10 protein-coding genes are annotated in these 14468 nt (G+C 64.4%); 7 read left to right on the forward strand and 3 right to left on the reverse strand.

Annotation, left to right across the window (positions count from 1 at the left end):
- The first annotated feature begins 57 nt into the window (after nucleotides 1-57).
- The 3 genes from DQ230_RS11915 (at nucleotide 58) to trmB (ending at nucleotide 3313) form a co-directional block, all read left to right on the forward strand.
- A complete protein-coding gene (locus DQ230_RS11915; protein ID WP_203228060.1) occupies nucleotides 58-882 on the forward strand; it encodes a nitrilase-related carbon-nitrogen hydrolase in 825 nt (274 codons plus the stop codon).
- Nucleotides 875-2521 carry a flavin monoamine oxidase family protein gene (locus tag DQ230_RS11920; RefSeq protein WP_113912853.1) on the forward strand — a complete coding sequence of 549 codons (1647 nt, stop codon included), beginning with the start codon at nucleotides 875-877 and terminating at the stop codon, nucleotides 2519-2521. The genes DQ230_RS11915 and DQ230_RS11920 overlap by 8 nt, the downstream gene beginning before the upstream one ends.
- A 78-nt stretch (nucleotides 2522-2599) precedes the next feature.
- Complete coding sequence (trmB, locus tag DQ230_RS11925; RefSeq protein WP_113912854.1) at nucleotides 2600-3313, forward strand: tRNA (guanine(46)-N(7))-methyltransferase TrmB; 714 nt, start codon at nucleotides 2600-2602, stop codon at nucleotides 3311-3313.
- A 14-nt stretch (nucleotides 3314-3327) separates the two neighbouring features.
- Here trmB and argE read toward each other — a convergent pair whose 3' ends face one another.
- Nucleotides 3328-4461, reverse strand: a complete 1134-nt coding sequence (argE, locus tag DQ230_RS11930; RefSeq protein WP_420820890.1) for an acetylornithine deacetylase — start codon at nucleotides 4459-4461, stop codon at nucleotides 3328-3330.
- 327 nt (nucleotides 4462-4788) lie between these two features.
- On the opposite strand from argE, the gene DQ230_RS11935 reads away from it, so the two are divergent.
- The 4 genes from DQ230_RS11935 to DQ230_RS11950 all read left to right on the forward strand — a co-directional run bounded on the left by DQ230_RS11935 (nucleotide 4789) and on the right by DQ230_RS11950 (nucleotide 12844).
- Nucleotides 4789-8034 (forward strand): Ig-like domain-containing protein, encoded by a 3246-nt coding sequence (locus DQ230_RS11935; RefSeq protein WP_113912856.1) that lies wholly within the window; start codon nucleotides 4789-4791, stop codon nucleotides 8032-8034.
- A gap of 88 nt (nucleotides 8035-8122) precedes the next feature.
- A complete protein-coding gene (locus DQ230_RS11940) occupies nucleotides 8123-9421 on the forward strand; it encodes a TolC family protein (protein WP_238987511.1) in 1299 nt (432 codons plus the stop codon).
- Entirely contained in the window at nucleotides 9418-11655 is a 2238-nt protein-coding gene (locus DQ230_RS11945) for an ATP-binding cassette domain-containing protein (RefSeq protein ID WP_238987512.1), read from the forward strand. Before DQ230_RS11940 ends, DQ230_RS11945 begins: the two co-directional genes overlap by 4 nt.
- Before the next feature lies 1 nt (nucleotide 11656).
- Complete coding sequence (locus tag DQ230_RS11950) at nucleotides 11657-12844, forward strand: beta-barrel domain-containing protein (RefSeq protein ID WP_113912857.1); 1188 nt, start codon at nucleotides 11657-11659, stop codon at nucleotides 12842-12844.
- A gap of 50 nt (nucleotides 12845-12894) precedes the next feature.
- Here DQ230_RS11950 and dtd read toward each other — a convergent pair whose 3' ends face one another.
- Nucleotides 12895-13332, reverse strand: coding sequence for a D-aminoacyl-tRNA deacylase (dtd, locus tag DQ230_RS11955; RefSeq protein WP_113912858.1), 438 nt, complete (start codon nucleotides 13330-13332; stop codon nucleotides 12895-12897).
- Nucleotides 13332-14453 (reverse strand): TFIIB-type zinc ribbon-containing protein, encoded by a 1122-nt coding sequence (locus tag DQ230_RS11960; RefSeq protein WP_113912859.1) that lies wholly within the window; start codon nucleotides 14451-14453, stop codon nucleotides 13332-13334. Before DQ230_RS11960 ends, dtd begins: the two co-directional genes overlap by 1 nt.
- Nucleotides 14454-14468: the final 15 nt, after the last annotated feature.

Consider the following 14468-nt stretch of genomic DNA (forward strand, 5'->3'; position numbering starts at 1 on the left):
GTGGCTATCGTTGCCAAGCCGGGCCAATTCATTGCATGATCGCGCAAAAAGGACGCAATGTTGAAGATCGCAGTCTGGCAGACCACGCCGCATCACGACCCGCATCAGGCGCTGGCCGCGCTCAAGGATGCGGCGCGCCGTGCGCGGGCCAATGGCGCCGATCTAATCATCACGCCCGAAATGGCGCTGGGCGGCTATAACATAGGCCCGGCGCAGTGCCGCGCGCTGGCCGCATCGGCGGATGCGCTGGTGGAGGGGATGAAATCCATTGCCATAGACCACGATATTGCGATCATCGCCGGGCTTGCGCTGCCGGGGCCGGGCGCGCCTTATAACGCTGCCATCGCGCTGGATGCGGCGGGGGCCGAGCTGGGCCGCTATCACAAAACCCACCTTTACGGCGATGTGGACCGCAGCCAGTTTAGCCCCGGCGCCGCGCTGCCGGCGGTGTTCACGCTGAACGGCTGGACCGTCGGCCTTGCCATTTGTTACGACATCGAATTTCCCGAAGTTGCCCGCGCGCTGGCGCTGCAAGGGGCGGATATGATCCTTGTCCCGACCGCGAATATGAGCCCGTTTGACAGTGTGGCAACCCGGCTGGTCCCGGCCCGCGCCGAGGAAAACGCCGTATTCGTGGCCTATGCCAACTATACCGGCGTCGAGGGCGCGTTCGATTATGGCGGTCTGTCCTGCATATGCGGCCCCGATGGCAACGATCTGGCCCGCGCGGCGCAAGGCGCGCCCGATCTGGAACCGGAGCTGATTTTTGCCGATCTCAGCCGGGGCGCGCTTGCGGCCTGCCGCACACGCCAAACCCATCTGAACGACCGCCGTCCGGCGCTGTATGGCGGCCCCAATGCAAAAGGTATGCTCGATGAATAAAGTATCGGTCTTTGGCCCTGATTTTCCGTTCGCCTATGATGACTGGATCACCCACCCAAAGGGGTTGGGCCATTTGCCAGACACCGCGCACGGCGCCCGCGTGGCGATCATCGGATCGGGCGCGGCAGGCATCATCGCGGCCTACGAGCTGATGAAGCTGGGCGCGCGGCCGGTGGTGTTCGAGGCCGGTCAATTCGGCGGGCGCCTGCGCTCGCAACGCTTCGAGGGGTCGAATGGCGTGATTGCCGAACTGGGCGGCATGCGCTTTCCCGTCTCGTCGACGGGGTTCTATCATTACGTTGACATGCTGGGGATCGACAGCAAGCCCTTTCCCAACCCGCTGACGCCTGCCGCCGGATCGACGGTGATCGACCTCTTGGGCAAGACGCATTACGCCGAAACCCTGGCCGATCTGCCGCCGCTGTTTCACGAGGTCGCACAGGCCTATGACAAGGCGCTGGAGGATGGCGCGAACTTTACCGCGCTGAAACAGGCGATCCGCGACCGCGACAATGCCCGCATCAAGGAGATCTGGAACCCGATTGTCCAGCAGTGGGACGAGCGCACCTTTTATGATTTCGTCGCGTCGTCGGATGCCTTTCAGGCGCTGTCCTGGCATCACCGCGAGGTGTTCGGCCAGGTCGGTTTTGGCACCGGCGGGTGGGATTCGGATTTTCCGAATTCGATGCTGGAAATCCTGCGCGTCAATGTTACCGAATGCGACGATCATCAACGTTATATGGTGGGCGGCGTGGGGCAGGTGCCGCACAAGCTGTGGAACCACGCGCCCGAAACCATCGCCCACTGGCCGCGCGGCACCACGCTGTCGTCGCTGCATGGCGGCGCGGCGCGTTCGGGCGTCACGCGCATCCGGCGGCAGGGCGACAGCTTCGAGGTGACGGACCAGTGGAAGCGCCCCGAGATGTTTGACGCCGTGCTGGTCACCTGCCAGAGCCACATGCTGTCCACCGTGATCGACACCGAAGAATCGCTGTTCGCGCAGGATCTGTGGATGGCGCTGGACCGCACGCGCTACATGCAATCGGCCAAGACATTCGTGATGGTCGACCGTCCGTTCTGGAAGGACAAGGACCCGGAAACAGGCCGCGACGTGATGTCGATGACCCTGACGGACCGGATGACGCGCGGCACCTATCTGTTCGATAACGGCCCGGACAAGCCTTCGGTCATTTGCCTGAGCTATTCGTGGATGACCGACGCGCTGAAGGTGCTGCCGCTGCCGGTGGAGCGGCGGGTGGAGCTGGCGCTGTCCTCGCTGGCCAATATCTACCCGAATGTCGATATCCGCGCGCATATCGTCGGCGATCCGATCACCGTCAGTTGGGAGGATGATCCGAATTTCCTGGGCGCCTTCAAGGGCGCGCTGCCGGGGCATTATCGCTATAATCACCGCATGTTCGGCCATTTCATGCAGGACGCGCTGCCACCGCAGGAGCGGGGCATCTTCATGGCCGGCGACGGGGTCAGCTGGACGCCTGCATGGGTGGAGGGGGCGGTTCAAACCTCGCTGAACGCGGTGGCGGGCATCATCCGCCATCTGGGCGGCGGGTTTCACCCTGAGAACCCGTCGCCCTGTGACGCCTATGCCGAATGGGGTCCGATCAGGCTGTCGGACTGAACCGCGCACGGCTGGGCGCGGTCTTTGCCATGCAGGTGATCTTGCGCCAGTGGCGGCGCCGGGGTACAGGCTGCGCCCATGATTATAGACAAACATCCATCGGGCGCGCCCTGGCGCAATTTCTACGGTCGGTTCAAGGGCAAGGCCCTGCGCAAGTCGCAGGAGCGGCTGCTGGACGAGGATCTGCAAGGGCTGTCGCCGGGCCCGGTGGGATGGGACGTCAACCCCGAGCGGACAGAGCTGGATCTGAAGGCGCTGTTCGGGGACCGCGATCTGTGGCTTGAGATCGGCTTTGGCGGGGGCGAGCATCTGGCGCATATGGCCGTGGCCGAGCCGGACGTGGGCCTTATCGGGTGCGAGCCGTACCTGAACGGCGTTGCCATGCTGCTGGCCAAGCTGCGCAAAATCGACGAGCCGCATGTGCGGGTGCATCCGGGCGACGCGCGCGATCTGTTCGATGTGCTGCCAGAGGCATCGGTGGGCCGGGCCTATCTGCTCTATCCCGACCCGTGGCCAAAGGCACGGCATCATCGCCGGCGGTTCGTCACCGCCGAACATCTGGAGCCGCTGGCGCGCGTGATGCGCCCCGGCGCGGAGTTGCGCATTGCCACCGATATCGAAGATTACGTGCGCCAGACGCTGGAAGAGGTGCCGCCCTGCGGTTTTGAATGGCTGGCCGAAGGGCCGGACGACTGGCGAAAGCCATGGGATGGCTGGATTGCCACCCGCTACGAGCAAAAGGCACTGCGCGAGGGGCGCGTGCCGCATTACCTGCGGTTCCGCCGGGTCTGATCAGGCAGGTGTGATCACGTTGCGGCCAGCTTCAGGCTGAGCCGGTCCAGCATTTCCAGACACTGCGTCATCTGGTCGATGGTCACAAACTCATCCGCCTTGTGCGCCTGCTCGATCGAGCCGGGACCGCAGAGAATGGCGGACATGCCCATGGATTGAAAAATGCCGGCCTCGGTCCCGAAGGGCACCACGTCCGCGCCGTTGGCGCCGGTCAGTTCCATCATGATGTCGCGCGCCTCGGACACTTCGGCGGGGATCAGGCCCTCGACCTCGCCGATGGTTTCGGTGCGGATATCCGCCTCGGGATAGACGGCGCGCATGGCGGGCAGCAGGATGTCGGTGCAGTAGTGGTGCAGATCCTCCTTTACCAGCGTGAAATCCGAATGCTGCACGGGGCGCATTTCCCAATCGACCTGCGCGGTTGAGGGGATCACGTTATGCGCCACGCCGCCAATCAGCGCGCCGGTGTTGATGGTGGTCCATGGCGGATCAAACCGGCTGCCCTGCGGCGCGCGCATGCGTAGCGTGTCCTTCAGCTCCAGCAGCCGCGCGACAAAGCGTGTGGCATATTCCACCGCGTTCACACCGCGATCAGGCCCGGACCCATGGCCGGCCAGCCCGGTAAAATGGGTGGAGTATTCGCAACAGCCCTTGTGACCCTCGATCACGCGCATCATCGTCGGCTCGCCGATCAGCGCGACCGACGGCTTCAGCCCGCGCGCCGTCAGCACCTGCGCCAGATCGCGCGCTCCGATGCAGCCGGTTTCCTCGTCATAGGTGAATGAGAAATGCAGCGGTCGATTGGTGATCCGCTGGGCAAAGGCGGGCGCCATGGCGATGGTGGCGGCAATGAACCCCTTCATGTCGCAGGCACCGCGACCATACAGGCGCCCATCTTCTTCGTGCATCAGAAACGGATCGGTCGCCCACTCCTGATCGGCCACCGGCACCACATCGCTGTGACCTGACAGGATGATGCCGCCGTCGCCTTCGGGGCCGAGCGTGGCAAACAGGTTTGCCTTTTTGCCGTCCGCGTCCTGCATGATTTCGACCCGCGCGCCCGACGCCTCCAGCCGGGTGGCAAGGTAGCCGATCATGTCAAGGTTGCTGTCCTGGGACACGGTCGGAAAGCCGATCAGCGAGCGCATCAACAGCAATGTATCATCGAGGGGAAGTGACACTGGCAATCGTCCTTTGGCGGAAAACCCTTGGCTGGTTTGCGGTGAAAAACGCGACCCGGTGGCGGCCTGTCGCGCTGTAATCCATGGCATGGCCGCGCGCCTGTGCCAAGTCCCGCAGGCCCCGCCGGATCAAAGTTTTGATCCGCCAAGGTGCGCGCCTTTTGCCACAATCGGGCCAAAACGTGGCCAGGATGCGGCGAAAAACTCTGGAGATCACGGCCATCCTCGCGTAGCTATTGATGCAATTATAAGCGGCGCAGAAAGTGCCGCATTTTGAGGAAGAGCGGTGTTTAAATGAAAGCGATTAAGTTCGTTGTCCGTACCCGTACGGGCGAGTCAACCCATGGCGAAGTGTCGATTGACGGCAATAATTCCATCATCAATGTCAGCGGTTCGCATGAGGTTTCCCTGAACCTGACGCAGGACGATATCGGTGGATATACCCGCGTCGGGAATGACCTGGAAATCACCCTGGCCGATGGCCGCGTTATCGAGCTGACCAACTATTTTGCCGATGCTGGCGGCGAGACGCGCCTGTTCATCAGCGCGGATGGCTACCTGAACGAGGTCGTGCTGGTCGACGGCGGAGATGGCGCGCTTTATGCACAATACGGACCCACCGCCGAGTGGAGCAAGTGGAGCCCGTCGGACGAGCTGATCTTTCTGGGCGGCACAGAAGTGGCCAGCGATTCCACCGGCGAGGATGAGACTGTGTCGATGCTGGGCGCAGGCATCCTGGGCGGCAGCAGTCTGCTGGGGCTGGGCGCGGCGGGGGCTGCGGCGGTTGTTGGCGGCGCCGCTATCATGGGCGGCGATGGCGGCGATGGCAACCATGCGCGCCCCTCCGGCCCGACAAAGATCCAGTCAAGCGTGGACCAGGATGCGCCGATCATTGTTGGCGGTGACGGCGTGGACGGCTCGAACACCTCCGTGGATATTTCCGGCGATGCCGAGCCCGGCTCGACCGTCGAAGTGACGGTGGGCGACAAGACACAAGAGACGACCGCCGATGATGACGGCTACTGGGACGTCTCCTTTGGCGGGGATGATTTACCCGAGGATGGAACGCACGACGTGGTCGTGGACGTGCGCGAACCCGACGGCACCGAAACCACGCTGACCGGCCCCGAGGTTCAGGTTGACACAACGCCGCCCGATGCGGCGCTGACAGGCGGCACGGTCGGCACCGATGATCTGTTCAACGCCGAGGCGTATGAAAACGGCGTCGATATCGCCGGAACGGGCGAGCCGGGCTCCAGCATCACCGTCACGGTTGACGATATCGTGCGCGAGACTGTCGTGGACGGCGATGGCAACTGGACCGTGACCTATGAGCCCGGCGCTTTGCCAAAGGGCGAGGTTGTTCTGGACCTGACCGTCGTTGCGAAAGACGCTGTCGGCAATACCACTACCGTGACCGATAGCGTTCAGATTGATACGGTCTTCAACGACCTGGCCATCGATCTGGACGAAATCGAAGGCGATGGCACCGTCAACGGGAATGAGGCCAGCGGCGGCATCGACATTACCGGGACCGCAACGGCGGGCGCCACGGTTGTCGTGACCTTCAACGATGAAGACAAGACAGTGACCGCCGGGACGGATGGCAAATGGACCGCGCAGTTTGACGGCAGCGGGCTGGGCGATATCAAGACGGACATGGACGTCAGCGCCACGACAACCGACGCGGCGGGCAACGTCACCACGACGTCGGGCCAGATCCATGTCGACACCTTTCTGAATGACTTCACCCAGACCAGCACCACAGGCGGCGATGACGGCGTGATCAACGCGGCCGAGGCGACCGAGGGCCTGACCGTCACCGGCACGGGCGAGCCGGGTATGCAGATCGAGGTGACGCTGGCCGGTGTTCCGGGCGTGGTCGAAGTGGCGGGTGACGGCAGCTGGACCGCCAGCTTTGACGCAAGCCAGATCCCGGCAGGCACCCGGACCGAAACGATGATCGCCACCGCAACAGACGCGGCCGGCAACAGCGAGACGATTACGTCGCAGGTTCAGATTGATACCGAAGCGGGCCTTCTGACGCTGGAGACGGATGCGATCGGCGGCGCCGACGGTGTCATCAACTACGCCGAGGCCGAGGCCGGTGTGATCGTGAGCGGAGACGCGCCGGAGGGGATGCTGGTCACGGTATTGCTGGACGGCGTCAGGCATGAGGTGACGGCAGGGCTGGGCAATGTCTGGCAGACTACCTATCAGCAGCACGAAATCGTGCAAGGCACCCACACGCCGGATGTCTCCGCCTCGATCACCGATGCGGCGGGCAACAGCGCGCGCGTCGACGCCACAGTACGCGTCGACACTGTGGTTGACGATCTGAGCATGGCAACCCCGCCGCTGGTGACGGCAACGGACCAGACCTCGGTTATCAACGGCGATCTGTACCGTGCGGGCTTTGACGTGAACGGCACAGTCGAGCCGGGATCGACCGTCGAAGTGTCGATTGGCCGGGTGGGCGACAGCGCGCGCGTTCAGGGCCAGGTCGAATATGACGGTAACGGCAACTGGACGGCGACATTCCCGGCCAATGCGCTGCCCGAGGGGCAGTATGATGCCGCGATCAAAGTCGATGCCCGCGATGCCGCCGGCAACGTCGACAGCGTCACCCAGACCTTCCAGGTCGATACGCAAGTCGATGCGCTGAGCCACGCGCGCGATCTGTTCGGCGATGACCGGGTGGTGAACCTGGCCGAAGCCGAGGCAGGCATCACCCTGACCGGTCAGGTCGAGCCGGGCTCGACCGTGCAGGTGAACGTGCTGGGCAAAACCTATGATGCGGTGGTCTCCGCAGCCGGGGCGTGGACGCTGGACATCCCGGACGCCGATATTCCGCAGGTCGAAGGGGCTGCGGGTATGTTCGACATGACCATCACCGCGACCGATAACGCGCTGAACGTCAGCACCATCAGCGAGACGCTGACCATCGACACAATCGCGCCGGATACACCGGATGTTGTCGGGTATTTCCGGCAGGGCGGCGGGTATCGCTATGTCACGCTGGACACACCGGATGATCCGGTGGCTATTCACAAGGTGGCCGGTGACGGCAGCGTCAGTGAAATGGACCTTTACGAAAGCGCGGACGCCTTCCTGGGCGAAACATCCTATCATTTTCTGGATGGCGCAGGCAGGCCGGCGCCCATCGCGGACGGCTCGCAACTGGTTGTGACCAGCAATGACGCGGCGGGCAACGCCTCCAGCACGTATCTGGTTCTGGACGAGACGAACACGAATGTCGTCAATCTGGGCAACAGCAATCTGGGCGATTTCCAGATCGAAACCATCGACCTCAGCTTTGGCGATCAAAGCCAGTTGGTCCTGACCAAGGAACTGGTCGAAAGCCTGTCCGATGCGACCGATACGGTCGTCGTGCGGGGCGGCGCCGATGATACTGTCACCATGCTCGGCGCCGCTCGCGGCGATAGCATTGTGGTCGATGGGGATGCGCATACGGTTTATACGCTGGGCGATGCGACGCAAATTCTGGTGGACGACCAGATCACCAATATCGTGATCTGATACAGCGCGCGGCGCCCCGGTTCGGGGCGCTGCGCACCATTTGATTTATAACAAAAATAATAAGCTACCGGATTCAGGGGCGTCAGACATGGGGATAGCAGGCAAGGCAGGCAGCGCGGCGTTGGTCGCGGCATCGGCGTTTTTTGTCGCCGGCTGCATGGGCGGGGGCGAGGCCAGCTCGCGCTTTGCCATGCCGTCGCCCGGCGCCGAGGCCGCCAGCCCGGCGCAGGCCGAGGCCGCAGCATCGCCCATCATCGCCGCGCTGCAAACCCGGCAGAGCGTTCTGCCGCCGGGCAGCCCCTATGCGCGTGTCAGCGACGCGGTTCTTGCCGCCAACAGCCGCACTGCCGAGGCCGAGCTGCGCGCCGCCCGTCTGCGCGCCGAAGCCGCCTCAAAGAACTGGCTGCCCAAGATCGGCCCCAGCATCAGCCTGACCAGCCTGAGCGATGTGGTCGCCAATCTGGTGCTGGAGCAGGTGCTGTTCGATCATGGCCGCCTGAAGGCCGAGCGCGCCTTTGCCAAGGCCGATGTCGAGGTGGCCGCAGTGGGCCTTGCCGATGACACGAACGAGCGGATTTTCACCGCGCTGTCGCTCTACCTTGATGTGGCCGAGGCGCGCGAGCGCGCGGCGCTGGATGCGCGCACGCTGAAAGACATGCAGCGGTTCGAGTGGATCATGTCCGAGCGGGTGCGCGGCGGCGTCTCGGACCGGTCGGACCTGAGCGTTCTGGATCAGAAGCTGGGCGAGATTCGCCTCAGCCTCAGCTCCGCCACCGAGGCGGCCGGCACGGCACTGGCCGAGCTGAACGCAATGGCCGCAATGCCGCTGGACGACGTGACCGGGCTGGCCGATCTTCCGCCCTTGCCGGACGCGCGCGCGCTGTCCGTGCTGCGCGCCATGGCCGAGCAGGACCGCGCCGTGGCCGAGGCCCGCGTGCAGCGCGCCGGCCTGTTGCCGGGGCTCACGGCCAATGGCACGGTGGGCGATGTGACGGACGGGGCGATCAATGTCGGCGGCGGCCTTCTGGGGCTGGGAACCGGCGACAGCCTGAAGGCAATCGAGATGGAAAAGGACGCCGCCGCCCGCCGCACCGCGCAGGCCGAAGAGGACGCCGCGCGCGTCCTGCGCCGGCTGGAGCAGCGCAGCGCCGCCTTGTCGCGGCAGGTGGGCGAGGCGGCGGCGCTGACCGCGCAGGCCCGCGCCAATCTGGACCTGTTTCAGGAACAATACGATGGCGGCCAGCGGCAGGTGATGGACGTCGTCGGCGTGTACGAGACGTTTGCCGCGCGCGAGACTTCGCGCCTTGATCTGAAATACGAACTGGCCCGCGCGCGGCTGACATCGGCCCGCCTGACCGGGCTTTTGGCGGACGGGAGCCGGATTTGACCGATGCACCCGCCACATTATCCATCACCAGCGGCAAGGTGCGGCGGCTGACAGCGGTTGTCGGCGGCGCCGCTGCGCCTGACACGGCGCCGCCCCAAGCGCCCGCAGAGCCGCCGCAGCCAAGCCGCGCCGAAACGCGCGCCAGCCTTGCCGCCACGTATGCGGGGTATCTGGGCGTCGATATCCCCGTTCGCGATCTGCTGGAGGCTGCGGCAACGCGGGCCGGCACCGGGGCAGAGGGCACGCTGGAGCCGCGCGCGCTGGCCGATGCGCTGATTGCCTGCGGCATGCGCGCAGAGGTGTCCGTGGTGGCAGGCGTGGCGGGCGACGACTGGCCGGCGCTGGCGCAGATGACCAGCGGGCAGCTTATCCTTGTGCTGTCGCAGTCGAGCGGCACGCTGACCATCTTTGACCCCACCCGCGCGGACCGCCGGGCCGAGGTCCGGCTGGGGGAATTCGATCCCTACTTTACCGGCGTGGTCGTGCGCGCCGAGGCGCGGATCGAGGCATTGTCGCGCGCCCATATCGCGCCGGAACAGGCGCCCCACTGGTTCTGGGGCGAGTTCCGCAAATTTCGCCGCCACTTTGCCGAGGTGGCGCTGGGGTCGTTCGTGGCCAATATTCTGGCGGTCGCGGTCGCGCTGTTCAGCTTGCAGGTGTATGACCGCGTGATCCCGCATCAGTCGGTCGCGACGCTGTGGGTGCTGGCCATCGGCGCGGGGCTGGCGCTGCTGATGGAGAGTTTTCTGAAAATCGCCCGCGCACGTCTGCTGGACGGGGCCGGCCGCCAGATCGAGGTCAGCGTTCAGGCGCTTTTGATGGAGCGCATTCTGGGCATGCGCTCGGACAAGGCCAGCCGCGCGCCTTCGGCGCTGTTTTCCTCCATGCGTGAATTTGGATCGGTGCGCGAATTTTTCACCGCATCAACCGTGGGTACGATTGCCGATATCCCGTTTTTGTTCGTATTCATCTTTCTGGTGGCATCCATCGCCGGCAATGTCGTCTGGGTTCTGATCGCGGGCGGCATCATCATGGTGGTGCCGGGGTTCTTCCTGCAAAGGAAAATGATCCGCCTGACGCAGGAAACCCAAGGGGCAGGGGCCAAATCCTCGCGCCTGCTGCACGAGGCGGTGTTTGAGCTGGACACGCTGAAAACCCAGCGCGCCGAGGATCGGTTTCGCCGCCTCTGGGCCGAGCTGACGACGCTCAGCGCCCTCAAATCCAGCGAGCAGCGCAAGCTGGCGTCGGTCCTGACATTCTGGAGCCAGGGGGTGCAGCAGGCCACCTATATCGCGGCCATCATCACCTGCACCTATCTGGTCTTTGCCGGGCAGTTCACCGTCGGCTCCATTATCGCGGTCAGCATCCTGACGTCGCGCACGCTGGCGCCGTTGACGCAGATTGCCGGCACAATGGCGCGTTGGGGCAACGTCAAATCCGCCCTCGACGGGCTGGAGGCAATCGCCGACGCCGAGCAGGACCGCGAGGCCGGCCGCAGCTATCTGCGCCGCGACCGGCTGGAGGGCGCGTTCGAGCTGCGCGAGGTGCAGTTTGCCTATGCCGAAGGCGAGCCGCCGACGCTAAATATTCCCGCGATTCACCTGAAGGCCGGGCAGGCGGTTGCGGTTCTGGGCACGAACGGATCGGGCAAATCCACCCTGCTCAAGCTTCTGTCGGGTCTTTACGCACCGACCAGGGGCCGGATTTTGCTGGACGGCACCGATATGGCGCAGATCGACCCGCGCGACATCCGGCGCAGCGTTGGATATCTGGGGCAGGACGTGCGCCTGTTTACCGGCACCTTGCGCGAGAACCTGAACCTGAACCTGCTGGAGCGCGACGATGCGCGCCTGATGCAGGCGCTGGAATTTTCCGGTCTGGGCCCGTTTGTGCGCGGCCATTCCAAGGGGCTGGATCTGGAAATTCTGGACGGTGGCGGCGGGCTGAGTCACGGCCAGCGCCAGTCAATCGGCTGGGCGCGGCTATGGCTGCAAGACCCGGCGGTTTGCCTGCTGGACGAGCCGACGGCGGCGCTGGACCAGACGCTGGAGCGCACGCTGGTCAGCCGGCTGGAGACCTGGCTGCAAGGGCGCACTGCGGTGATCGCCACGCACCGGATGCCGATCCTGACGCTGACCAGCCGGACCTTGATCCTGCAAAACGGCCGCATGGCAGTGGACGGCCCGCGCGATCAGGTGCTGGCGCATATCGCCGCAAATCAGGGGGGCGGCTGATATGGCCATGGCGGGCGCATCGCTGAGCGCGCAAATGAACCGGCGCCTGAAAGGGTCATCGCTGACCATCTGGCTGTGTGCGGCATCGCTGGCGGTGTTCGTCCTGTGGTCCGCTTTTGCGTGGCTGGACGAAATTGTGCGCGCCAATGGCGAATTCATCTCGTCCAGCCGCCCGCAGATCATCCAGAATCTCGAGGGGGGCATCCTGTCCGAATTGCTGGTGCAGGAGGGCGATATCGTGCAGCGCGGCGACGTGCTGGCGCGGCTGCATGGCACGCAATTCAAATCATCGGTGGCGGATTTGCGCGACCAGATCAACGCGCTGGAAATCCGGCGCCTGCGCCTGAACGCCGAACTTGCGGGCCAGTCCGAGTTTGACGTTCCCGCAGAGATGGCCGCGCGCACGCCCGATATCGTCGCCTCCGAGCGGGTCTTGCTGGCGGCGCGGCAGGATGATTTCGTCAAAAGCAGCGACGGCGCCCGCGCGGTGATGGAGCAATCGGCCGAGGAACTGGACCTGATGGAAAACATGTTGACGCGCAAGATCGTGTCGCTGATCGAGGTGACGCGCGCGCGCAAGGCACATGCCGACGCGGTCAAACGCTATGACGAGATTGTCACGCAGACCGAACTGGACCGCGCCACCGTATTTTCCGAAACGCTGAAAGAGCTGGCGACGTTGAAGCAAAACCTGAAGTCAAGTCAGGACCAACTGACCCGCACAACGCTGGTCAGTCCGATGCGGGGCATCGTGAACAATCTGAACGTCACCACAATCGGCGGCGTGGTACGCCCCGGCGAGGAGATTTTGTCAATCACGCCGCTGGAGGGCGAGCTGTTTGTCGAGGCGCGCGTGCCACCCGAAAGTATCGCCGGCCTGCGCAAAGGGCAGGAGGCGACGATCAAACTGACCGCGTATGATTATACGATCTACGGCACATTGAAGGGCGTGGTCGATTACATCTCGTCCGATACATTCAAGGACGAGCGCGCGCGCGCAGCGGATGGCGATCCCCATTACAAGGTGACCTTGCGGGTGGATATGACCGATCTGACACCAAGGCAGGCCAGCGTTGAAATCCGTCCCGGCATGCAGGCGGAAGTGGAACTGCATACAGGCGAAAAGACGGTTCTTCAGTACCTTTTGAAGCCGCTTTACAAATCGCGCGAGGCGTTTCGCGAGCCGTGACACGATTTTCGCGAAAATCGTGTGCAAGATTTTTCTGCGAAAAATCTGGGCTAGACGTCAAGCCAGAGTGTTACCGGACCGTCGTTGATCAGCGCGACCTGCATTGACGCGCCAAAGCGACCCGTTTCGCAAGCAACGCCCTGCGCGCGCAGGGAGGCTGTGAAATGGTCATAGAGCGCGCGCCCCTCGGCGGGCGGCGCGGCGGCGGAAAAGCCGGGCCTGTTGCCGCTGCGCGTGTCGGCGGCCAGTGTGAACTGGCTGACCACAAGGGCGCTGCCGCCGATATCCTTCAGGCTCAGGTTCATCTTGCCTGCGCTGTCCTGAAAGATGCGCAGCTTGGCGATTTTGGCGGCCATGGCATCGGCCCTGGCGGTGTCATCCCCTTGCATGGCGCAGATCAGGATCAGCAGGCCCGGCCCGGTCTGGCCGATGATTTCGCCGTCGACGCTGACGCGCGCCTCGGTCACGCGCTGGACAAGGGCGCGCATCACAGCGCCCCTTGTTGCAGCGCGTAGGCATAGCCCAGCGCGCCTGCCAGTATGAGGCCCACAAGGACGGCAAAGCCGATTTTCCAGGCCGACCATGGGCGTTCGCCCTGCACGCGGCCTGTCAGCCCATTCACGACAAAGCGGAAACTGCGCCCCCGATATTTATAGGCGGCCATCCATACCGGCAGCAGGATATGTTTGAACGACGCGTTGCTGATATCGGTGTCGACGGCGTGGATGCGCTGCCGGTCGCCGCCGATGTCAAAGCGGATGTCGCGCGCGATGACCGCATCCATATGCGCGCGCGCCTCGTCATAGCCGTCCTCCAGCGGGACAGTATAAGCCTCGGCTGCGAAACCGGCCAGAAAGGCCGGGCTGTAGGGCTGAAGCCCCGACAGATCCCATGGCTGAAGCGCGTCGGTGTAGTGTTTCGGCAGGGCGTGCGAGGCCAGCACCAGAATATCGTCAAACGCGCGCGACACCCTGCCCGAAACGGGGTGCCACCGGATTTTGGCCACCTGCACCGTTTCGCGTTTGCCATCGCGCATGACGGTTCGGGTCTCGTAATACACCGTGCCACGTTCGCCGCGATAGGACGAGCGGGTGGCGGCGTCATAGGTCCAGTAGGGGACGTAGATCCCCTGGAGTTTGCGGCCCTTGCGCGCGTAGTCCTTGAGGCCCGACGGGGCGAACCACAATCCGCCCAGCCACTGGGTCATGGCCGCGCGCGCGGTGCGTTCGTCCAGCGCAAAGGGCAGCACGCCGCGCGGTTTGAAGCGGCGCTGCGCGCCTGTTCCGGTGACCATCGGCGTGGCGCAGAATGGGCATTTGCCCGCATGCGCGTCGCCTTCCAGCACCACTTCGGCGCCGCAGTTGGGACATTTCAGCGGTGCGCGCTGCTCGGTTTCCTCGATCGGGAGCTGGGCAGAGAGGGCGGCGGCCAGATCCAGCTCTTTCAGCGCGTTGCTCCAGGGGCCGGGGGCCGCGATTTCCTGCCGGTTGCCGCAATGATCGCAGATCAGCGCGCCGCCGCCGGGCGCAAAGCGCATTTCGGCGCCGCATGCGTCACAAGGATAGCTTTGATGCGCGGGGGCGGCGCTGTCTGTTAAGGCGTTGGGCATGAGGCGGGCCGGGGT

Source organism: Roseovarius dicentrarchi (genome assembly GCF_003316635.1).
GTDB classification, from domain to species: Bacteria; Pseudomonadota; Alphaproteobacteria; order Rhodobacterales; family Rhodobacteraceae; genus Roseovarius; species Roseovarius dicentrarchi.